This is a genomic window from Paenibacillus apis (genome assembly GCF_018333295.1).
In the GTDB taxonomy this organism is placed as follows: Bacteria; Bacillota; Bacilli; order Paenibacillales; family Paenibacillaceae; genus Fontibacillus; species Fontibacillus antibioticophila.
Genome location: NZ_BORS01000002.1, coordinates 373,964 through 394,131 on the forward strand (window position 1 = coordinate 373,964; position 20,168 = coordinate 394,131).

Annotated in this window: 19 protein-coding genes; 15 read left to right on the forward strand and 4 right to left on the reverse strand. The window is 50.0% G+C overall.

Going from position 1 to position 20,168, the window contains the following annotated elements:
- The first annotated feature begins 1 nt into the window (after position 1).
- A complete protein-coding gene (locus KI362_RS04320; RefSeq protein ID WP_301625106.1) occupies positions 2-226 on the forward strand; it encodes a hypothetical protein in 225 nt (74 codons plus the stop codon).
- Complete coding sequence (locus tag KI362_RS04325; protein ID WP_301625107.1) at positions 223-1,422, forward strand: putative glycoside hydrolase; 1,200 nt, start codon at positions 223-225, stop codon at positions 1,420-1,422. Before KI362_RS04320 ends, KI362_RS04325 begins: the two co-directional genes overlap by 4 nt.
- Positions 1,423-1,572: 150 nt before the next feature.
- On the opposite strand, the gene pfkA is transcribed toward KI362_RS04325, so the two are convergent.
- The gene (gene pfkA, locus KI362_RS04330) at positions 1,573-2,544 is read right to left on the reverse strand and encodes a 6-phosphofructokinase (protein WP_301625109.1); all 972 of its coding nucleotides are present in this window, start codon (positions 2,542-2,544) and stop codon (positions 1,573-1,575) included.
- 94 nt (positions 2,545-2,638) lie between these two features.
- Positions 2,639-3,718: a tetraprenyl-beta-curcumene synthase family protein gene (locus KI362_RS04335; RefSeq protein WP_081671628.1), complete on the reverse strand. Its 1,080-nt coding sequence runs from the start codon at positions 3,716-3,718 to the stop codon at positions 2,639-2,641.
- Between the two features lie 253 nt (positions 3,719-3,971).
- On the opposite strand from KI362_RS04335, the gene KI362_RS04340 reads away from it, so the two are divergent.
- Both KI362_RS04340 and KI362_RS04345 read left to right on the forward strand, forming a co-directional pair.
- Positions 3,972-5,183 (forward strand): MFS transporter, encoded by a 1,212-nt coding sequence (locus KI362_RS04340; protein WP_301625112.1) that lies wholly within the window; start codon positions 3,972-3,974, stop codon positions 5,181-5,183.
- Between the two features lie 95 nt (positions 5,184-5,278).
- Positions 5,279-5,374, forward strand: a complete 96-nt coding sequence (locus KI362_RS04345) for a YjcZ family sporulation protein (RefSeq protein ID WP_233500597.1) — start codon at positions 5,279-5,281, stop codon at positions 5,372-5,374.
- Positions 5,375-5,426: 52 nt separating this feature from the next.
- Here KI362_RS04345 and KI362_RS04350 read toward each other — a convergent pair whose 3' ends face one another.
- Complete coding sequence (locus tag KI362_RS04350) at positions 5,427-5,741, reverse strand: hypothetical protein (protein WP_044477810.1); 315 nt, start codon at positions 5,739-5,741, stop codon at positions 5,427-5,429.
- A 104-nt stretch (positions 5,742-5,845) separates the two neighbouring features.
- On the opposite strand from KI362_RS04350, the gene KI362_RS04355 reads away from it, so the two are divergent.
- Entirely contained in the window at positions 5,846-6,514 is a 669-nt protein-coding gene (locus KI362_RS04355) for an NAD(P)H-dependent oxidoreductase (protein WP_301625117.1), read from the forward strand.
- Positions 6,515-7,034: 520 nt separating this feature from the next.
- Here KI362_RS04355 and KI362_RS04360 read toward each other — a convergent pair.
- Positions 7,035-7,232 (reverse strand): cold shock domain-containing protein, encoded by a 198-nt coding sequence (locus KI362_RS04360; RefSeq protein WP_018750471.1) that lies wholly within the window; start codon positions 7,230-7,232, stop codon positions 7,035-7,037.
- A gap of 225 nt (positions 7,233-7,457) precedes the next feature.
- Here KI362_RS04360 and KI362_RS04365 point away from each other — a divergent pair, with 225 nt between their 5' ends.
- From KI362_RS04365 to KI362_RS04410, 10 genes are all read left to right on the forward strand, one after another.
- Positions 7,458-7,691 carry a hypothetical protein gene (locus KI362_RS04365; protein WP_044477808.1) on the forward strand — a complete coding sequence of 78 codons (234 nt, stop codon included), beginning with the start codon at positions 7,458-7,460 and terminating at the stop codon, positions 7,689-7,691.
- A gap of 41 nt (positions 7,692-7,732) precedes the next feature.
- On the forward strand, positions 7,733-7,912 hold the full coding sequence (locus KI362_RS04370; RefSeq protein ID WP_044477807.1) for a hypothetical protein: 180 nt from the start codon (positions 7,733-7,735) through the stop codon (positions 7,910-7,912).
- 253 nt (positions 7,913-8,165) lie between these two features.
- Positions 8,166-9,956 carry an oligoendopeptidase F gene (pepF, locus tag KI362_RS04375; RefSeq protein WP_301625123.1) on the forward strand — a complete coding sequence of 597 codons (1,791 nt, stop codon included), beginning with the start codon at positions 8,166-8,168 and terminating at the stop codon, positions 9,954-9,956.
- Positions 9,957-10,047: 91 nt separating this feature from the next.
- Positions 10,048-10,398, forward strand: coding sequence for a LapA family protein (locus tag KI362_RS04380; protein WP_081671627.1), 351 nt, complete (start codon positions 10,048-10,050; stop codon positions 10,396-10,398).
- Positions 10,399-10,427: 29 nt separating this feature from the next.
- The gene (locus tag KI362_RS04385) at positions 10,428-11,465 is read left to right on the forward strand and encodes a M42 family metallopeptidase (protein ID WP_301625125.1); all 1,038 of its coding nucleotides are present in this window, start codon (positions 10,428-10,430) and stop codon (positions 11,463-11,465) included.
- A gap of 82 nt (positions 11,466-11,547) precedes the next feature.
- Entirely contained in the window at positions 11,548-12,408 is an 861-nt protein-coding gene (locus tag KI362_RS04390; RefSeq protein ID WP_301625126.1) for a MerR family transcriptional regulator, read from the forward strand.
- 229 nt (positions 12,409-12,637) lie between these two features.
- Entirely contained in the window at positions 12,638-13,624 is a 987-nt protein-coding gene (locus KI362_RS04395) for a hydroxyacid dehydrogenase (protein WP_301625127.1), read from the forward strand.
- Between the two features lie 9 nt (positions 13,625-13,633).
- A complete protein-coding gene (locus KI362_RS04400) occupies positions 13,634-15,040 on the forward strand; it encodes an SLC13 family permease (RefSeq protein WP_301625128.1) in 1,407 nt (468 codons plus the stop codon).
- A gap of 374 nt (positions 15,041-15,414) precedes the next feature.
- Positions 15,415-15,903, forward strand: coding sequence for a MarR family winged helix-turn-helix transcriptional regulator (locus KI362_RS04405; RefSeq protein ID WP_049894780.1), 489 nt, complete (start codon positions 15,415-15,417; stop codon positions 15,901-15,903).
- 4 nt (positions 15,904-15,907) lie between these two features.
- The gene (locus KI362_RS04410; RefSeq protein ID WP_301625131.1) at positions 15,908-20,143 is read left to right on the forward strand and encodes a 2-hydroxyacyl-CoA dehydratase; all 4,236 of its coding nucleotides are present in this window, start codon (positions 15,908-15,910) and stop codon (positions 20,141-20,143) included.
- Positions 20,144-20,168 lie beyond the last annotated feature (25 nt).

The following is a 20,168-nucleotide window of genomic DNA, read 5'->3' on the forward strand; positions in this document are numbered from 1 at the left end:
TTTGTCTGCATCAAGCCGTTTTTTCCGCTTTGCGGAAGAGACGGCTTTTTATTATGGCCTGCATCGGCTGCGGGCATTTACCCTCGAAAATCCGTTTATTCAAAGCGCAATCGGTTTATTATTACAAGAAAAAGATCTGGTCAGCAATGGTAACAAAGATGTTCTTTATGAAAATAACGCATCAGCTATAATCAAGTCAGCGCACACAAGGGAGAGAAGACGATGAACATCCTATGGACACTTTTACTTCTGGCCTTGGGGACAGGCTCTGGAGGCGCCGCACCGAGTGATCAGGCTGAGGCTCCAAATGCCGCTAGACTTCCGGCTATTCTGCAAACATCTGTGCAGACGATCAAAGCAAACTATGCACAAGGCAAGCTGAATGATCCGCTGACACCCGCGGAATTGAATCCCGTAATTGTTCAAGCCGAAGCACCCCAAGTGAAGGGCATTTATGTCACTGCATACAGTGCAGGCGGCGCCCGTCTCAGCACACTGCTGGATTTGGTCGATACAACCGAGCTGAATTCCATGGTCATCGACATCAAGGATGACGCAGGCTACATCACCTATAAGACCGACAACGCCACACTTCAGGAACTGGGCAAGCCTCAGCCCTTTATTGGAGATATAGATGCCTTAATGACCAAGCTAAATGAACATGACATTTATCCAATCGCCCGGATCGTCGTCTTCAAGGATACGATACTTGCGAAGAAGAATCCGGAGCTATCCTTCCTGAACAAGGACGGAACCGTATGGGAGAACAGCAAGGGCGACAGCTTCGTTAATCCTTACAACAAGGATGTATGGGAATATAATATTGAGGTTGCCAAGGAAGCCGTCAAGCACGGTTTCAAAGAAATCCAGTTCGACTATGTCCGGTTCCCGGAAGGCTTCGAGAAGCGGGCCGACAGTCTGAAGTATGATAAAAATGAGCTGAGCCGGATTGACACGGTATCCGAGTTCGTGAAATATGCCCGGGAACAGCTGGAACCGCTTGGTGTAAAGGTATCGGTCGATATTTTCGGCTATGCCGCATCCGTACCGGCTGCCGAAGGGATCGGACAGGACTTTGTAAAGATATCCCAGCATGTCGATATTATCTGTCCAATGATTTATCCAAGTCACTACACAACCGGATGGTTTGGAGCCAAGGAACCGGATCTCGCGCCTTACCAGACGATCAAAGGCGCGTCTGAAGACACGATTAAGAAGCTTGAGCCGCTTGGAGAGGAAAGGCCGATCATCAGGCCATGGATCCAGGACTTCACCGCCAGTTGGTTAGGCAAAGGACATTACACGAAATACGGCAAGTTTGAAGTAGAAGAACAAATTCGCGCCCTCAAGGATTTAAACATTGATGAATATCTATTATGGAACGCCAATAATCGTTACACCGCTGATGTCGCATACGAATAAGATCAGCTTCCTGCACTTATACTTTAAATTAATCTAACAGCTTGCAGGCGAATCCAATCTGATTACAAAACAATCTGCAGATACAAAAAAAGACTGTGCCCTCCGGTATGCAGTTGCATGCCAGAGGCACAGTCTTTTTTGAAATTAGGATTATTGCGACAAACGGGCTGCCAGCTCGTACAGGTCCTTATCGAACTTTTTCTTGGTTGTGACGACCTTCTCGATATCCGTCAGAATCATCTCTCCGCCGATCATACCGCACGCCTTGTTGGACTCTCCCGCAATTAGGCTGCGTACTGCAAAGTCACCCAAGCGGCTTGCCAGGTTACGGTCGAACGGTGTAGGCGATCCCCCGCGTTGAATGTGGCCGAGTACCGTTGCGCGCGGCTCCAGCGAAGGCTGGCGCTTCTTGATCGCTTCCACCACTTCATCCCCCTTGCCAACCCCTTCGGCAACGATAACGATGCTGTGTCTCTTGCCATTATCGAAGTTCTGTCTCATCCGGTCTGCAACTTCATCCAGATCAAACGGCATTTCAGGAATAAGAATGGTCTCTGCACCGGAAGCCAGTCCTGCATGGAGAGCAATATCTCCGGCATGACGTCCCATGACCTCAACTACGGAAGCCCGTTCGTGGGAAGACATGGTATCCCGAAGCTTATTAACAGCATCGACAACGATGCTTACCGCGGTATCAAACCCGATGGTGTAGTCGGTAAAGGAAATATCATTATCAATCGTTCCGGGCAGACCCATTGTCTTGATTCCCAGCTTACTCAGCTTCTCGGCGCCATGATAAGAGCCGTCGCCGCCGATTACGACCAGTCCGTCAATCCCGCGGGCACGCAGAATCTCCGCTCCCTTCTGTTGACCTTCCGGTGTCTTGAACTCCAGACAGCGTGCGGATTGGAGAATCGTACCGCCCCGTTGAATAATATCTCCTACGCTGCGAATATCCATGGAGAAGATATCGTTGTTCAGGAGACCTTGGTAGCCGCGTTGAATTCCGTAAACCTCCAGTCCATAGAACAAGCCGCTGCGAACAACAGCGCGAACCGCTGCGTTCATGCCCTGCGAATCTCCTCCACTGGTAAGAACTGCAATCTTTTTCACTGCTGACATGATAATTCCTCCTAATGATTATTAAAGTACGAGCTCAAAAAGCCGGCTTTTCAGCACCGGGAAAGTTGCCAAAAGATGACTTTTCGAACTATCTTTAAAGGTGTTTTCGAATCCAGACGCTATTGACGAAGAAGAAGATCCGCATGAGAGGACTTCGCCGCATCAGCCGCTTGGACGCATTGCGAATTTCAGGCTGTTCGCTGACCTTCGGATCCGATAAATATAATGCCAGCAATCCTTCTATGATCATCCGGTGAAACGAAGAAGCCGGCAGCTTCTTGATATCCCGGCGAGCCCCTTCCACTATAAGGGAAATCCGTTCCAGCATTGTTTCTCTATTCTCGTAATAGCTGCAAAAATTCAAATCCCCGCCTATTTCATCCTCTGCCTGGTCAATGAGATAGTCAAGCATAATATGTAAACCGCACACATTCGGGAAATAGGCATGATGAATCGTCCGGGCACTGCTGTCATCCAGCTTGTCGTTGCCAGCCGCAAGAAATAACATGAATACGCCCAGCGTCGAGCCTGTCGCTGCCGCAAATTCATTCCAGCGCAGCTCAGGGGTACGAAGCTTATGCTGCTCCCACCAGTTCAGAAGCGCCTCCTCGCGGAGCTTGGGATCGATATGCTTGTACACCTGAAGATCGCTGTACAGACTGACTAAATCGATGATGTAGGGCTGTGCAGCCGCAAATCCAGGCAACTTCGCAATGTTATTCCGGCACGTCATAACCAGGTCTCTCAGATACCCGCCATCATCCTGTTCTTCGCGAAGCGCATAGTAATCAACAAGCTCGGCATCAGGCTGGACGGCATCCAGCATACTCCGATGCAGAAGACGAAAGTCGTTCTGATCCATCGAAGTGCTTCGGTCACATAGATTGTCCAGATAATCACTAATTGTCTGAAACGCGACAATTAACGGGATTAGCGCATCTCGTCTCTCCAGATTGGCTGCAGCATACACCGCTCCGCCTTGACAGTGGAACTCCTTGGTGTCGATGCTGGCCAATGCCTGACGCTTAAGCTCGGGGTCAGGAATCCCCTCTGCTGAACGTCTCCATCTGTTCAATTCATGGCGAACCTCAGGCAGTATATACCTGTATACCCGGTTCATCATGGAGAGAGGTTCTCTCGGGAACTGGTTGCGCCGCTGCTCAAGTTGTATCAATGTCCTGCCTCCGCTGATTGATTCTAATCGTAATCGCCATTTGTTAAAAAATCATTCTATATTATAATATGATCCCACAAATTGCACAAATAAACAAAGTCACAAGCTCAACCGGTTTCGGGTCTTCGCCAGGCCCCATATTAGCCATAACTTTGTCAGCTCATTCAAGCACTATTATGCTATACTCTAAATGATTTGTCTTCGTGATTCTAGATGTCCTATCATTAGATGAGAATGGAGCTCCAAACCGAACATGAACAATTCCGACCCATCCGAAATTCCGAGGCTTAGAGCCTTTAACTTTACTATTTTTGGAACAAGCGTACTTGTGGCATCTTACTTCCCGCTTTTTTATGCCGGACTGGGCTTTTCCAAGAGTCAGATTGGCTTGCTATATGCACTCGGCCCGATGATATCGATTGTCGCGAACCTGCTCTGGAGCATTGCAAGCGATAAGTTCCGTACGATCAAGAAGATCATGCTTATTTTACTATTGGGCGAAATTATAATGAGTGCTGTGTTATCTCTCTCTACGTCCTTCTCGGTCATCGTTTTGATGATTACGATATTTTATTTCTTTTTCTACCCCGTCTTCCCGTTGTCTGACACACTTGCCATCAATGCGGCCAAGAGAGCAAATAAAAGCTTTATCACGATCCGGATATTCGGTTCGATCGGTTATGCCTTTTTTGCGCTGTTTATCGGATATTTACTATCCTTTCTCGGCTCCTCACGTACGATGTGGGTCACGATCGGCATTGCAGGCATCGCGCTCCTGATTACCCTGTTTATGAAGGATCAGAGCGCTCCCGTTGCCAAGATGGACATGTCCGGAATCTGGAGAATTCTGAAGCAGAAGGAGCTGCTCTGGTTTTTCGGCTGCGTATTCTCCCTAGCCATTGCCGTCCGGATGAATGATGCTTTTCTGACGGTGACCCTGAATGACCTTGGCGCGAGTGAAGATATGATCGGCTGGTCTCAACTCGCTTCGTCCCTTTCTGAGGTTCCGATCTTTTTGCTGCTGAGTATATACGGCGAGAAAATTAAGGAACTGCCGCTGCTGATCTTTGCCAGTCTCATGTTCGCCACACGCTTCCTGCTCGTCAGTCTGGCTGATTCCGCCTTGGATATCATCCTTGTACAGACTCTGCACAGCCTGTCCTTCGGTGTCTTCTATGTAACGTCCATTCGCATGCTCACCCGCCTGGTTCCGGATGAATATCGGGCAACCGGCATGGCATTGTTCACCATTGCCTGGTCCAGCGCCTCAGGTCTGCTGAGCGGCACATTCGGCGGGATGGCCTTCGAGCAGTTCGGACGCGAGCGATTCTATATGATCGCCGTAGGTTTTGCCTTGCTTGCCTGCATAGGCTTCGCCAGCAGATATATAATTCGCGGGCCACGGCCGACAATCGCCCCGGCCCCTGCTGTTCAGGAGGCAGCTCGCAAGGATTTGCCGGAATGAGTGTAGATAATTATTCCGGTTTGGCCTAGGCACCTGCACTCACTCCTTTCGGGATTGGAAATATATTAGTTATGAGTCCGGAAGGAGGGATACGAATGGGCGAATGTAATGTTGGCGGCGCTTTTTACACATCAACTACAGTAATCTTGGTACTTTACATTCTGTTGGTCATTGTTTTGAGAACCTTCTGAGATAACTGGATTAAAATGAAAAGGAGCCTACAAAAGTAGGCTCTTACGCTTGCTATGTGTATAACAAAGTAATAACCAGCAATTCGTAAAGAACAAGTGTAAGAATTAATTCGTCTTGATTGTATGGATTAAAGAAAGCACGCGGGGTTCCTTGATTGGGCACAGCCAAGTGTAATAGCCCCCGATCGCAGTTTACAATCCTGCCTGTAATGACATGCCCATCCATCGTTTCAATTCTGACAAATTGATTCGTATAATGTCTGCAAATATGATGGAAATGTTCTCGCATAGACCTTAGCTTTTGGATTGAGCTTTCATCTGCTCGATATAGAACTTTCTGCTGATGCATTCCTTGTTGATAGCTCATTGGCGACTTCCTTCCGCTTGAAATTTTATATATCATATGCCCATGTCGTTGCTTTGTTAATTGGACAAGCTAAAATAATTAAATTAGTGTTAGGAGGATGTTTCATGACCCAATCCAACTTGAGTCCCATTCTTGATGCCCTAAAATTCCGCTATGCCTGCAAAAAGTTTGATCCTTCAAAGAGGGTCTCTGACAATGACTTTTTGTCCATTCTTGAAGCTGCTCGTCTGTCGCCAAGCTCTTATGGCTTCGAACCATGGAAGCTGTTAGTTGTGCAAAATCCAGAGCTGCGCGAGGCACTCCGCCCGCATGCGGGCGGAGCTCATAACAGCTTCAATGGAGCCAGCCACTTCGTCATTTTGCTTGCAAGAAAATCGGCTGATTTGCGGTACGATTCAGAATACATAAGCTATATGCTGCACGAAGTTCAAGGATTGCCTGAAGCGACAGCAGCTTTGAAGCGAAGCAGCTTTGAGAATTTCCAGCGTGAGAGCTTCAAGCTTCTGGAAAGTGATCGGGCCATGTTCGATTGGGCCAGCAAACAGACCTACATCGCCCTCGCGAACATGTTAACCATTGCCGCCTCCATGGGAATCGACTCTTGCCCGATCGAAGGGTTCAACCGGGCAGGCGTGGAGCAAAAGCTTTCTGAGCTCGGGTTGCTGGATCTTGAGCACTTCGGAGTATCCGTCATGGCCGGCTTCGGTTATCGTGCGGAGACAGCTCCAGCGAAGACCAGACAGTCTATTGAAGAGATCGTCCAGTGGGTGTAAGCATTTTCATTAATAATCGCATTCCATACCCATTCGCCCATTAGACACCTTCCCATCCATCATGCTCCAAATGTAGCAACATTTCTCCGGACCACACTGCTTCTCTGGGAACTGCTTGTTTAGATCGAAAACAAGGGGACTTGGATCTTGTCAGCTTACATCCTGCCTGGCTCACTAACGGCCTAACTGCTCTCTAACGGACATTCCGGACGGTTAGCCGGCTTTTTCCGGATCTATGGAGCGGTAACGGACATTTTGTGCACTTAGGATGCTTAGCCCGACTCTCGTCCCATCAATTTGCTCGCTAAGCCGACAAAATGTCCGTTACATGGTTGACTCCTTAAAAATTCCACTTTAAGAGGACGAAATGTCCGTAACGTAAGATTAGAGAATCCTGGAGGGAGCCAGAGTTACTATTACGCACAAATACGCACAAAAAAACACAGCTCCTAGGAGCTGTGTCTTTCAATATGTGCCTGGAACCAAACTTTATAAGTGATCCGGTAACCCGGAAGTGATCTTATAATTTGATTACGTTAGCAGCTTGAGGACCACGGTTGCCGTCAGTGATTTCGAACTCAACAGCTTGGCCTTCTTCTAGAGTTTTGAAACCGTCGCCTTGAATCGCGGAGAAATGCACGAATACGTCTTCGCCGCCTTCAACTTGGATAAAGCCATAGCCTTTTTCTGCGTTAAACCATTTAACTGTACCTTTCAAATGAACAACCTCCTAAAAATAATCGCCATCATTGACGAATAACCATATTATACTCTATGCCTTTTAACATTGCAACGTGACATTTATCGTAAAAAATGCCTATAGTCATTTTGCCCCGGATTCGCTCCCCTTTAAGCACGACTTTGATTTGCCTTTCTTCAGGCGCTGAGTTATCATTTTACATAATATTTCATATATGAATGGTACAGATCGGAGTCGTTGAACATGATCAAGAAACACGAAATATACAAAAAAGACAAGTGGAACATGATGACGGTCGAGGTGCAGGGAAAATATATCGTTCTGCGCGAAATTTCCGACCAATGGGGCGAGGAGAGCCATACCTTTCTCAGCAGACCCGCATTGATGCATTGGGTGCAGCAGCGTTTTCCTAAGGAAGAGTATGCGGGCAAGGAAGAAGAATGGCACAGTATTATCGCAGCCTTCAAGCAAGTGTAAGAAATGAAGCCCTAAAGCCATAGAGAATGGAGCCGAATTCAATGGACCAGAGTTCCAGCCTGTTAGTATTTATCATTTCCGCATTCGCGCTCGGAATCGTCCTGATCCTGACCAAGGACAATATTCCGCCAAAGCTAAGGCGCGGATCCGCTATCGCCGCGATCGTCATGATCTCGGCCGCATTTATCCTCATGATTTACAGCTTCTTCACCCTCGGTTAGTGGTTGTTCAAAATAGTCGCCTTTTGATCACGAAGTAAAATAAAATCAGCCGCCGCAGGGCATCATAAGGAAATGTTTCCAGCCATGTTAAGAAGGGAGCTTTCCAAACTTGATGCCTTTGCAGCGTCTATGCCACCTGCCGCTGGCGCTAAGTCTGCTGGTATCTTCAATCCCCAGCTCTGCAGCGTCACACGGGTTACCGGCTACCAACCAACCGCCAAGCCATGATTTAATCCAAAGGAGGATCACCCCCATGAGTACATTAATTAAACGTTCTGAAGTGAAAACGGAGAACACCTGGAAGCTGGAGGATATTTATCCCGATCAGAAAGCATGGGATCAAGCCTACGATGAAATTAAGGAACTCAAGAAAAAGGTAGCTGACTACGAAGGCAAGCTGACCGATGCGGACAAGATCAAGTCTGTATTCGAGCTCGAGGACACGATCTCCGAGAAGCTGGAACGCCTGTACGTTTATGCTCACCTGAGCCATGATCAGGACACCACGAACCCTACATATCAAGCTTTATCGCAAAAGGCAAAGAAACTAAACGTCGAAATCGGAGAAGCGCTCTCTTTTATTACCCCGGAAATTTTGACACTGCCGGAGCAGGAACTGGATGCTTTGATCGAATCCCCGACCCTCGCCGGATATAAATTCACCCTGCAGGAAATCAAACGGGAAAAAGCCCATGTGCTGAGCAAAACCGAAGAGGCGCTGCTCGCCCAGGTCGGCAATCTATCACAAGCGCCACAGCATATTTTCGGCATGATCAACAATGCTGACATTAAATTTCCGAAAATTCAGGATGAGAACGGCAATGAAGTCGAGCTGACCCACGGCAGCTACATTCAATTCCTTGAGAACCCGAACCGCGAAGTGCGGCGCCGTGCCTTCAAGGCCGTCTATGAGACCTATGCCAAGCAAAAGAACACGATCGCGGCAACGCTGAATGCGAATGTGAACAAAAATATGTTCTACTCCAAAGTCCGCAAATACCCTTCTGTCCTGGAAATGTACCTTTATGGGGATAACATTCCTAAGGATGTCTACACCAATCTGATCGATACGATTCACGAAAGTCTGCCGCTGCTTCACCGGTATATGAATCTCCGCAAGAAGCTGCTTGGCGTTGACGAGCTGCATATGTATGACCTGTTTGCGCCGCTCGTTGAGGAGTACAAGTGGGATATCACCTATGATGAGGCCAAGCAAATGGTGCTGGATGGTCTTAAACCGCTTGGCGACAACTACCTGGGTGTCCTGAAGGGCAGCTTCGAGAACCGCTGGATTGATGTTTACGAAAATGAAGGCAAACGGACCGGCGCTTACAGCTGGGGCGCTTATGGCACACATCCGTTTGTTCTGCTTAATCATAAGGATAACCTGAACAGCATGTTCACCCTTGCCCATGAGATGGGTCATGCGCTGCACTCCTATTTCTCTGACGAGGCATTAGCTTACCGGGATGCGCAGTACACGATTTTTCTGGCTGAGGTGGCTTCGACCACAAACGAAGCCTTGCTGATGGATTATCTCCTTAAGAAATCCACCGATCCGAAGCAAAAAATGTATCTGCTCACCTATTATGCCGATCAATTCCGCACCACGGTGTTCCGGCAGACCATGTTTGCCGAGTTCGAGAAAATTGTGCATGAGCGCGCCGAAAGCGGCGAGTCGCTGACACCGCAAGATTTGTCCAAAATCTACTATGATCTGAACGTGAAGTATCATGGCGAGGGCATGCATGTGGATCAGGATATTGAAATGGAATGGGCGCGGATCCCTCACTTTTACACCAGCTTCTATGTTTACAAATACGCTACAGGCTTCTCGGCAGCAACCAGCTTCTCGAAGCAGATTCTCGAGGAGGGCCAACCGGCTGTTGACCGTTACCTCGGCTTCCTGAAGAGCGGGGGCAGCGATTACTCGATCAATATTCTTAGCAAGGCTGGAGTGGATATGTCCTCTCCACAGCCAATCCGCGAAGCGATGAGCGTATTCGAGCAGATTATCGAGCAAATGGAGCAGTTAACCCAATAAATCAGCCGGAGCTATTCGTTCCGCCTAATCTATCCCTTGCCCAGATGGGCAAGGGATTTTATACTGTCGATAGAAGGAGGTGTTACCTCATATGAAAATGCAATGGTCCTTGATTCTTGCACTGATCTTCGCCCTGATTACTGCGGTGTTTGCCGTTATCAATGTCGATCCTGTTCAAGTAAATCTGCTATTCGGTTCAGTTAGCCTGCCGTTAATCCTGCTCATCCTCGGCTCCACACTGCTGGGCGGCCTGATCGTCGGTTCTTTCGGCATCTACCGCGGATATCGTCTGCAGCGGGAAGTGAAGCAGCTGAATGCAAAGCTTGTACATATCCAGGATGCCACAGGCTATGTCTGGCCTGCCGAGAATGTGTCCGATGCTCCTAAGAGCGAGCCGGCAGAGGCTGTTGAAAAACAGCCGTCAAATCCGCAAGAACAATAAATCCATGCAGTTGCAGGAGGACTAAACTAATGAAAATCCAACCCAATGAATCCTATATCCTTGATCTGCTCGTCAAGCTGCTCGATACGCCCAGTCCCAGCGGCTTTACCCGAGAGGTCATTCAAATCGTCCGCGAGGAAGCCGAGGCGCTCAGCATCCCTTTTTCCCAAAATGAAAAAGGCGGAGCCATCCTTACCCTGAAGGGCAAGGATTCCTCATGCCGGATTGCCATCAGTGCCCATGTGGACACACTTGGAGCCATGGTTCGTGCAGTCAATAGCAACGGCACGCTGGCAATCACTTCGGTCGGCGGGTTCATGATGAACAGTATTGAGAATGAATACTGTCAGATTCATACTCGCAGCGGGAAGGTTTATACAGGAACCATCCTGTCTTCGCATCCTTCCGTTCATGTGTACAGCGATGCCCGGGAGTTCAAGCGTGAAGAACGCAATATGGAAGTCCGGATTGATGAACTGGTTGAAAATAAAGAGGATGTGCTGAAGCTCGGCATCTCTGTTGGCGACTTCATTTCCTTTGACGCTCGGCCTGTCGTTACAAGCAGCGGATTAGTAAAATCCCGCCATCTGGATGACAAAGCCAGTGTCGCCGCATTGTTTGGATTGCTGGAATCAAGCCGCCGCGAAGGCTGGCTTCCGCGTCATGATCTTGTATTCTTGATCTCCAACTTTGAAGAGGTCGGCCACGGCGCTGCATGGATTCCTGAAGGGGTCAATGAAATGATCGCCGTCGATATGGGCGCAATGGGCGATAATCTGAGCTGCAAGGAAACCGATGTGTCCATCTGTGCGAAGGATTCCAGCGGCCCCTATGATTACGAGATGACAGGGCGACTCATTGACCTTGCCAAGGCTTTGGACATCCCTCATGCTGTGGATATCTATCCGCACTATGGCTCTGACGCCTCTGCGGCCCTGCAGGCAGGACATAACATTCGGGCTGCATTAATCGGCCCGGGCGTTCACGCCTCACATGCCATGGAACGGACGCATAAGCAGGCAATCTTTAACACGACCCGCTTGCTTGCCGCTTATGTCGCGGAATAATTGGCTGATAGAACTCCGTATTGTTGCCACGACGATCAATTGATAGCATGACCAATATTTACGCGAAGGCGGGGTTGCATTTATGGGACACAAAGACCGCAAATTTATGGCTACATATCGAATCGGCGAAGTCGCAAATATGCTGGGCATGCACCCCCAGACCATTCGCTATTACGACAAGGCTGGCATTGTGCTTCCCGGTCAGAAGAATCATAGGAATGAAAGGCTTTATGCCTCTTATGACGTATACATGATCATGATTCGCAAGCAGTATCAGAATATGGGCTTCTCCGTGGAAGAAACCGAGAAAATCTTCAACGAAGACGATATGAACGATTTGGCGGGCAGTCTGGGCAGCAAGATAGCTGAGAACGAAAAGGAGCTGTTAAGAAAGCAATATTGTCTGGAAGGCATGAAGCAGCTTAAGGAACTGGTCGAGTCCATCCCTTTATTTTATAAAAAGTGCTTTTATCGTGTCCGCCCTCCCAGATGGCATCACCTGCATTTGCAGGAGGACATTTTGGAGAATTCAAGCAACGGCACCCTGGCGAGGAAGATCGGTATGGAGGCTATGCCGTTATGCCGACATACCTTGGGCATCAGGCAATTGGATATCGCCACTCAAGAGCATCCCCTTTCCACCTACTGTGATTTGACTCTGGAGCAGAAATATGCTGAATTTTTTGGCTTTGACCAAATTTCCACGGCTTTTTTCGTTGAGTCGCAACCTTGTATTTATACGATTTTCAAGGTTGATTCTTATGATTCGGTCAAGTGGAGCTACCTGGATTATGTGGAAGAGTTCTTGCAGTTTAATCGGCTGGAACTGAGTGGAGATGTGCAGCTTATAACCATCGCTAACATATTTGAAGAGACGGAAGGCAACAAGGAGCGGTATCGTTATTTTGAAGCATGGATTCCCTTCCGGCACCAAGTACAGTAACTGTAGACCGGCTCGACTTCATTGAACAAAAGGAGCATAAAAACCCTGAACAGATGAAAATAAAGGATGATTTGGGTTCGGATGGAACTCAAATCATCCTTTTTTTATCGTATCCCTGTATTGACTGTACAGTAAGTGTAGCGAGTACACTTCAATCGATTGATACTTTTTTCACAAAGTTTTGCTCGTGACAAAAGTTGTCATCATATTACTGTAATGGAGGGTTCTTATGTCAACCAAGATCTTACTATGCGAAGCAATTAACCCGAAAGGACTAGCCCTTTTGGAGCAACAAGGATTTGAAGTCGTCGTCTCCCCTTCCACCGATGTAGAGACCTTGATTAGCCTGAGCCAGGACGTGTACGGCATGATTGTCCGTACCAGTCCCTTACCCCGCGAAGTCATTGAAGCAGCACCCAACTTGTCCATTATCTCTCGTCACGGTATCGGTGTGGATAACATCGACGTGGAAGCAGCTACAGAACGTGGTATTTTGGTGAGTCGGGTATTGAATGCCAATGCCTACTCGGTGGCGGAATACATCGTCGCCTCGATGATGACCCTCGGCAGATATTTCTTCCCGGCAGATCATCTGATCAGAACAGGCAAGCTATCGGAGCCCGGCGCATCATTGCCCGGATTGGTCAATCGCTATAAGGTCGGCGGCAGCGAGATCAAGGGCAAGAAGCTGGGTATTATCGGGTTTGGCAGTATCGGCAGCATCATTGCCGACTTGGTCCAATCGTTGGGCGTCTCCATCTACGTCTATGATGAATATGTGAAAACTAAGAGCCCCAACGTGACGCAGCTGAGTACAGCCCAGGAATTGTACGAGTTGGCCGACTTCGTCACGATTAATGTACCCTTGACGGAAACCACGAAGAACATGGTTACTCTGGAAACGTTGAAGCAGATGAAGCCATCCGCTTATTTGATTAACGCCAGCCGGGGCGGCATCGTCAACGAAGCCGATTTGGCAGAAGCGTTAAATCAGAACATCATCGCCGGAGCCGCTGTAGACGTGTATTCAGTTGAGCCGCCAGAGCTGGCTAACCCGCTGTTCTCAGCCAAGAACGTGATTCTTACACCTCATATTGCGGGAACCACAGCCGAAGCCATCGAGAATCTTTCTATCGGTGCCGCGCAAGCGATCGTTGATTTCCATGCCGGTAAAACACCTGCCTATGTAGTTAATCCGGCAGTTCTAGAGAAGTAGGTGAACCCATTGAAGAACACAAATACCAAGAAAATCATCGGTGCCGTTCTCGGTCTGCTCTTTGCCATTGTAATTGCGTTCCTCCCTCCCTTTGAAGGGCTGGATCAATCATCCATGATCGTACTGGGAACTTTGGCCGGGGCCATCATATTCTGGATTATCGACGTCATGCCTGATTTTGCCGTTGCGCTGATAATGTGTGCCTCCTGGGTGGTCCTGAAGGTCGTTCCGTTCAACGTCGCCTTCTCCCAATTCTCCGGCACAAGCTGGTGGATGGTCATTGGCGGCCTTGGCATCGGGATCGCCGTCAGTGGTTCGGGATTGATGAAACGAATTGCTCTGCATGTCATGAAGTTCTTCCCGACAACATTCCGAGGACAAAGCCTGGCCGTACTGCTGGCGGGATTAATTGTCTCTCCGACCATTCCCAGCACCAATGCCAAAGGCTCCATTGCTGCTCCGCTTAGCTTATCCATTAGCGATACGATGGGTTATGAACGGAAAAGCAAACCTAGCGCCGGTCTGTTTCTCTCTATGTTCTTTGGCTTTGTCTGCGCTTCGCCTATCTTTCTGAGCGCTACATTCATGAACTATGTTGGCCGTGGGCTGCTGGATGAATCCGTTCAGAAGCAATTAACCTGGGGTAACTGGTTCCTCTATGCGTTGCCGTGGTCCATCGTATTTCTGGTCGGCAGCTACTTTGCCATCCAACACTTCTTCAAGCCGGAGAAGGATATCAAGCTGCCGGGTGACTTCCTGAGCAGTCAGCTTAAAGAGCTTGGCACAATGAGTAAAAACGAGAAGATAACCGCTATCGTCTTAGTCGGCACACTTGCCCTATGGATGCTGGAGAAGACGACCGGAATTTCCTCCGCCATCATCGCGATTCTGGCCGTGTCTATCCTGGTGGGCCTGAAAGTCATTAGTGTCGCTGACTTCAAGAACAAAATACCTTGGAACGCCATTATCTTCATCGGATGCGCCTTAAATCTGGGGACGGTCCTCCCGGAAGTAGGCATCGATCAATGGATCGGTAGCACCCTAACGCCAATGATTAAGCCTGTGCTGCAGAATCCGTACATCCTGGTCGTTGTATTGGCCTTGCTGGTCTACGCGATTCGCTTCCTGCTCGTTTCCTTGTCCGCAGCTGTCACTATTTTCATTCTGATCGTGTTGCCATTGCTGGCCAATACGGATATCAGCCCGTTCATCATTGCTTTTGCGACCATTACCTCGGTCAATATCTGGATTCTGCAATACCAGAATCCTCCGTTCCTAACGACGTATTACGCGATCGATGGGAAAATGGCTACCGCCAAACAAACGATGCTGGGATCGGTCATTTATATGGTCGTTAACATCGTTGGTCTGCTGGTCAGCGTACCCATCTGGCAATGGCTGGGCCTGATTGGATAGTGGATTGAAAAGTGTGAAGGTTGCTGCAGAAGCGAAAGCGTTCGCCTTTGCGAGTGGGTTCCTACAATTTCAGATTTTATTTAATCAAAGGAATCCGCGAGCAACAGCGATCGAAAGCAACCTTCACACGTTACCTCCCGGAACGCAGAATCAATCTTCAGACGGTTTTATATTGCTGCGCACTTGCAGGAAACTACGAAAAAATGGAGCATTGGCCATTGACTCCTGAGATGGCTCTATTTTTGTTCCGCTCATTCTTTTTTTGATTGTGTTCTAAGCGAATGTAATAAATGACACAGCATTCTCAGCTTGCCCATTGATATGGTTTTAGTATAAAACTTAATTTCTAGGCTTTAAGGAAGGTGGTGTCTTCCGTGGAGCAGGAAGAACATTTGAACATTGTCGAGGATATCTGTGAATCCACCCTGACGATGGCTTATCAGCTGGGCAAGCTTTTTTTCAACGATGGGGAGCCGATTGTCCCGAGCCGTTTTTTTATCCTGCTGACGGTCTCCCGTGCCGGTTCCTGTACGATCTCGGCTATTGCCGAAGAGGTTGGACTCTCTCCGGGAGCCAATACGATTGCAGTGAACAAGCTTGTTAAGGAAGGTCTGTTAATGCGGGTCAAGGATAAGCAAGACAAGAGGGTGTGCTGGATGCGGATCACTCCGGCAGGTCAAGCTGCACTGGATGCGATGATCGACAAGCGAAATCACGTATTCCGCATGGTGCTTGCGGATTTTCCGGAATCGCATTTAAATATGTTCCTGCAATCTCTCGAGTTTATTCAGCATAAATTATCTCCCTCAGGAGAGCCGGTAGAGCTGCCTGCATTTCCTTCAGACGGAAAAAGAAGCAGGTGAACATATGCAGTTATTACGTATAGGTCTTGACATCGGTTCTACAACTGCGAAGCTGGTCGCCATACAGGACGGAGCCATCGTTCATGAGAACTATATCCGTCACTATTCCGATGTCCACCGCTCCGTACTCACGCTTTGGGAGCAATTCATCGCTCTCTTCCCCGATCCTGAAACCAAAGCTACAGTATGCATCAGCGGTTCCTCCGGGCTGGCCCTGTCTGACCTGGCAGGCATCCCCTTCCTGCAAGAGGTGGTTGCCTGTACCAAGGCCGTCAAACAATATGCACCGGAGACGGATACGGCCATCGAGCTTGGCGGTGAGGATGCAAAAATCATCTATTTCAGCGGCGGCATGGAACAGCGCATGAACAATGCCTGCGCGGGAGGAACGGGCGCTTTTATCGATCAGATGGCCGCGCTGCTAGAGACGGATCCGGCTGGCCTGAACGAGCTGTCCAGCCAACATACCACAATTTATCCGATCGCTTCGCGCTGCGGCGTGTTCGCGAAGACCGACGTCCAGCCGCTTCTAAATGAAGGCGCACGGCGTGAGGACATTGCCGCTTCGATCTTCCAGAGCATCGTGAACCAAACGATCAGCGGTCTGGCCTGCGGCCGTCCCATCAAGGGGAAGGTCGCCTTTCTCGGCGGACCGCTGACCTATCTGTCCGAGCTGAGGGAACGTTTCGCCATAACGCTGAATCTCAGAGCGGACGAAATCATCTTCCCTGAGCGAAGCCAGTATTTCGTGGCGCTGGGCTCGGCGCTGCATGGAGCAGACGGTGAGCCGCGCAGACTGGACGATTGGCTTCAGTCACTGCTCGGCTTATCCTTTGAACGCTTGCGCAAGCAGGATGAAAGCCAGCAGCTCCCTCCCCTGTTCAAGGATTCAGAGGAGCTTGCAGCATTCCGTACACGCCATGGCAAAGCCTCGGCGAAGGTGATGAGCTTGTCGCATTATTCGGGACCCTGCTATGTCGGTATCGACGCAGGTTCTACTACGACCAAGCTGGTGCTCACCGGGCAAGAGGATCAAATCCTGTATGTCTATTACGCCAGTAACAAGGGCAACCCGCTCGGCTCTGTGCGTGAAGCGCTGAAGCAGATTTATGCGTTGCTGCCGCCGGATTGCTACATCGCCAGATCGGTTGTGACCGGCTATGGCGAGGGGCTTGTCAAAGCCGCGTTCCGTGTCGATGGCGGAGAGGTAGAGACGGTTGCCCACTACAAGGCGGCCGCTTCCTTTTTGCCGGATGTCGACTTCATTCTGGATATCGGCGGACAGGACATGAAATGCATCAAAATCCGCGGCGGCATCATTGACAGCCTGATGCTGAATGAAGCCTGCTCGGCAGGCTGCGGCTCCTTTCTGGAGAGCTTTGCGGCGGCACTGGGGCTTCCCATTACAGAGTTCGCTGCTCAGGCCCTGGAGTCCAGGCAACCTGTCGATCTGGGATCGCGCTGCACAGTGTTCATGAATTCCAAGGTCAAGCAGGTACAAAAGGAAGGTGCCTCCCTGCCCGATCTGTCTGCAGGCCTCGCCTACTCTGTGGTAAAAAATGCGCTGCAAAAGGTCATTAAAATCCGCAACCCCGAGGAAATGGGCAAACGAATCATCGTCCAGGGCGGCACCTTCCTGAATGACGCCGTCCTCCGCGCCTTCGAGCAATTAACCGGACGCGAGGTCATTCGCCCCGATATCGCAGGTATGATGGGCGCTTACGGCTGTGCATTGATCGCCAGAAGCAGTTATTCGGGCACAGGAGCAAGCACCCTGCTGCCGGAGTCAGAGCTGGACAGCTTCACCTGCGAGGTATCGCACGCTCGCTGCGGGATTTGCAGCAATCACTGCGCTTTGACGATCAGCCGGTTCCCGGACAAGAGCTTCCATGTCACCGGCAATCGCTGCGAGCGTGGAGCCACCCAGAAGAAAGAGAAGAACACGCTGCCCAATCTGGTCGCCTACAAATATGACCGGATGTTCCGCTACCGCTCCCTGGAGCCGGAACAAGCTCATCGCGGAACAGTCGGCATTCCCCGGGTACTGAATATGTTCGAGAACTATCCGTTCTGGCATACGTTTTTCACCAAGTTGGGCTACCGGGTCGTGTTGTCTCCCAAGTCCTCCAAGAAGCTCTACGAGAGCGGTATGGAGACGATTCCTTCGGAATCCGTCTGCTATCCCGCCAAGCTTGCGCACGGCCATGTACAGAGTCTCATCAACAGCAAGGTTGATATGATATTCTATCCTGCAGTGATTTATGAGAAAAAGGAGGACGAAGCGGCTGACAATCATTTTAATTGTCCGGTTGTCGCCTCCTATCCCGAGGTTATCCGGACGAATGTTGACGCATTAAAGCAATCGGGCATCCCCTTGATCAGTCCTTTTCTAAATTTTGATTCCCCTGCCGTACTTCGCAAGCGACTCCAAGAGACGTTCGACGGGATTGCCAAGGAGGAATTGAATCAAGCCTTTGATGCAGCCTGGCAGGAAGCTGAGCTAGTGAGGGAGGAATTGCGCCGTCAAGGTGAGAATACGCTGGCATATCTGAATCGGAGCGGCGGTAAAGGCATCGTTCTATGCGGCCATCCCTATCATGTCGATCCAGAGATCAATCATGGGATTGCAGAGCTTGTCACCGGCATGGGGCTCGCCGTACTGACGGAGGACGCCATTTGTCATCTGGGCGATGTAGAGCATCCGCTGCCGGTCGTCAATCAATGGACGTACCATGGCCGGATGTACCGAGCCGCCTATGCCGTCTCCAAGCTGAAGCAGCTGGAGCTTGTCCAGTTGACCTCTTTCGGCTGCGGTATTGATGCTATTACCGCCGATGCCGTCCAGGAAATTCTCGAGAGCCGCGGCAAGACCTTTACGCTGATTAAGGTCGATGAGATCAGCAATCTGGGATCAGCAAGAATCCGGCTTCGTTCACTGCTCGCCGCAATGCGGGACAGAGAAGCCGGCCGCAGAAGCGAGCTGCGGCAGGACTCTGTCATTCTTCCGCCTTCCCCGGCTGTATTTACGCGGGAAATGAGAGAGGGCTACACCATTCTTGCCCCGCAGCTCTCTCCGATTCACTTCGAGCTGTTCGAGACCGTATTCCGGGATGGCGGATACCGGCTGAAGGTGCTGAAGGCGGCAACCCGCGAGACCACCGAGGAGGGGCTGAAGCTCGTCAATAATGATGCCTGCTACCCGGCGATCATAACGATCGGGCAGATCATGACCGCCCTGAAGAGCGGAGAGTACGATCCGAACCGCACAGCCGTCATTTTGACCCAAACGGGCGGCGGCTGCAGAGCAACCAACTACATTGGTTTGCTCCGAAAAGCTTTGAAGGAGTCGAAGCTGGAGCAGATCCCAGTCATTTCGCTCAATGTCTCCGGACTGGAAAATCAACCGGGGTTCAAGCTGAACCTGCGCATGATTAATCGTCTGATTGCCGCCTCCTGTTATGGGGACCTGCTGATGCGGCTTCTATACCGCTTCCGCCCCTATGAACAGCAAGCCGGTTCAACCCTGGCTCTGTTTCGCAAATGGATGGACCGCTGCAAGCTGTCGCTGGAGAAATTCTCCTTCGGACAATACAAGGATTACATTCAGGCTATGGTTGCCGAGTTCGAATCACTCCCGCTTACCGGCGCCATCAAGCCCCGGGTCGGTATTGTCGGAGAAATTCTGATCAAGTTCCATCCGGACGCCAACAACAAGCTGGTCGAGATTATTGAAGCAGAGGGCGGTGAAGCTGTCGTGCCTGACTTCCTGGACTTCATGTTTTATTGTCTATACAACCCGATCTATAAATCGGATCAGCTCGGCAAGAGCAAAATGCTCGGATTGCTGAATCCGATGATCATCAGCTATCTGGAAATGTACCGCAAACCAGTGAAGAAGGTGCTTGAACAGAGCCGGTACCTGACACCGCCGGAGAGTATTTATACACTCGCCGACAAGGCCAGCCGACTGCTCTCGGTCGGTAATCAGATGGGAGAAGGCTGGTTCCTTACCGCCGAAATGATGGAGCTGCTGGATCACGGCGTCGACAACATCGTATGCATCCAGCCGTTCGCCTGTCTGCCGAACCATATTACCGGACGCGGCATGGTCAAGGGGCTCAAGGAGCTTTATCCCCGTGCCAACATCGCCGCAATTGACTATGACGCCGGTGCCAGTGAAGTCAATCAGGTGAACCGGATCAAGCTCATGATGTCGATCGCAAGCGGAGTTCTGTGCTAGACAAAAAAACGCCGGCCACCTACAG

Bases quoted from the DNA above. Each gene is read 5' to 3' on its own strand.
- KI362_RS04410 (WP_301625131.1), top strand. From the start codon at position 15,908: ATGCAGTTATTACGTATAGGTCTTGACATCGGTTCTACAACTGCGAAG.
- KI362_RS04325 (WP_301625107.1), top strand. From the start codon at position 223: ATGAACATCCTATGGACACTTTTACTTCTGGCCTTGGGGACAGGCTCT.
- pepF (WP_301625123.1), top strand. From the start codon at position 8,166: ATGAGTACATTAATTAAACGTTCTGAAGTGAAAACGGAGAACACCTGG.
- KI362_RS04390 (WP_301625126.1), top strand. From the start codon at position 11,548: ATGGGACACAAAGACCGCAAATTTATGGCTACATATCGAATCGGCGAA.
- KI362_RS04385 (WP_301625125.1), top strand. From the start codon at position 10,428: ATGAAAATCCAACCCAATGAATCCTATATCCTTGATCTGCTCGTCAAG.
- KI362_RS04345 (WP_233500597.1), top strand. From the start codon at position 5,279: ATGGGCGAATGTAATGTTGGCGGCGCTTTTTACACATCAACTACAGTA.
- KI362_RS04395 (WP_301625127.1), top strand. From the start codon at position 12,638: ATGTCAACCAAGATCTTACTATGCGAAGCAATTAACCCGAAAGGACTA.
- KI362_RS04340 (WP_301625112.1), top strand. From the start codon at position 3,972: ATGAACAATTCCGACCCATCCGAAATTCCGAGGCTTAGAGCCTTTAAC.
- KI362_RS04355 (WP_301625117.1), top strand. From the start codon at position 5,846: ATGACCCAATCCAACTTGAGTCCCATTCTTGATGCCCTAAAATTCCGC.
- pfkA (WP_301625109.1), bottom strand. From the start codon at position 2,544: ATGTCAGCAGTGAAAAAGATTGCAGTTCTTACCAGTGGAGGAGATTCG.
- KI362_RS04370 (WP_044477807.1), top strand. From the start codon at position 7,733: ATGGACCAGAGTTCCAGCCTGTTAGTATTTATCATTTCCGCATTCGCG.
- KI362_RS04350 (WP_044477810.1), bottom strand. From the start codon at position 5,741: ATGAGCTATCAACAAGGAATGCATCAGCAGAAAGTTCTATATCGAGCA.
- KI362_RS04365 (WP_044477808.1), top strand. From the start codon at position 7,458: ATGATCAAGAAACACGAAATATACAAAAAAGACAAGTGGAACATGATG.
- KI362_RS04380 (WP_081671627.1), top strand. From the start codon at position 10,048: ATGAAAATGCAATGGTCCTTGATTCTTGCACTGATCTTCGCCCTGATT.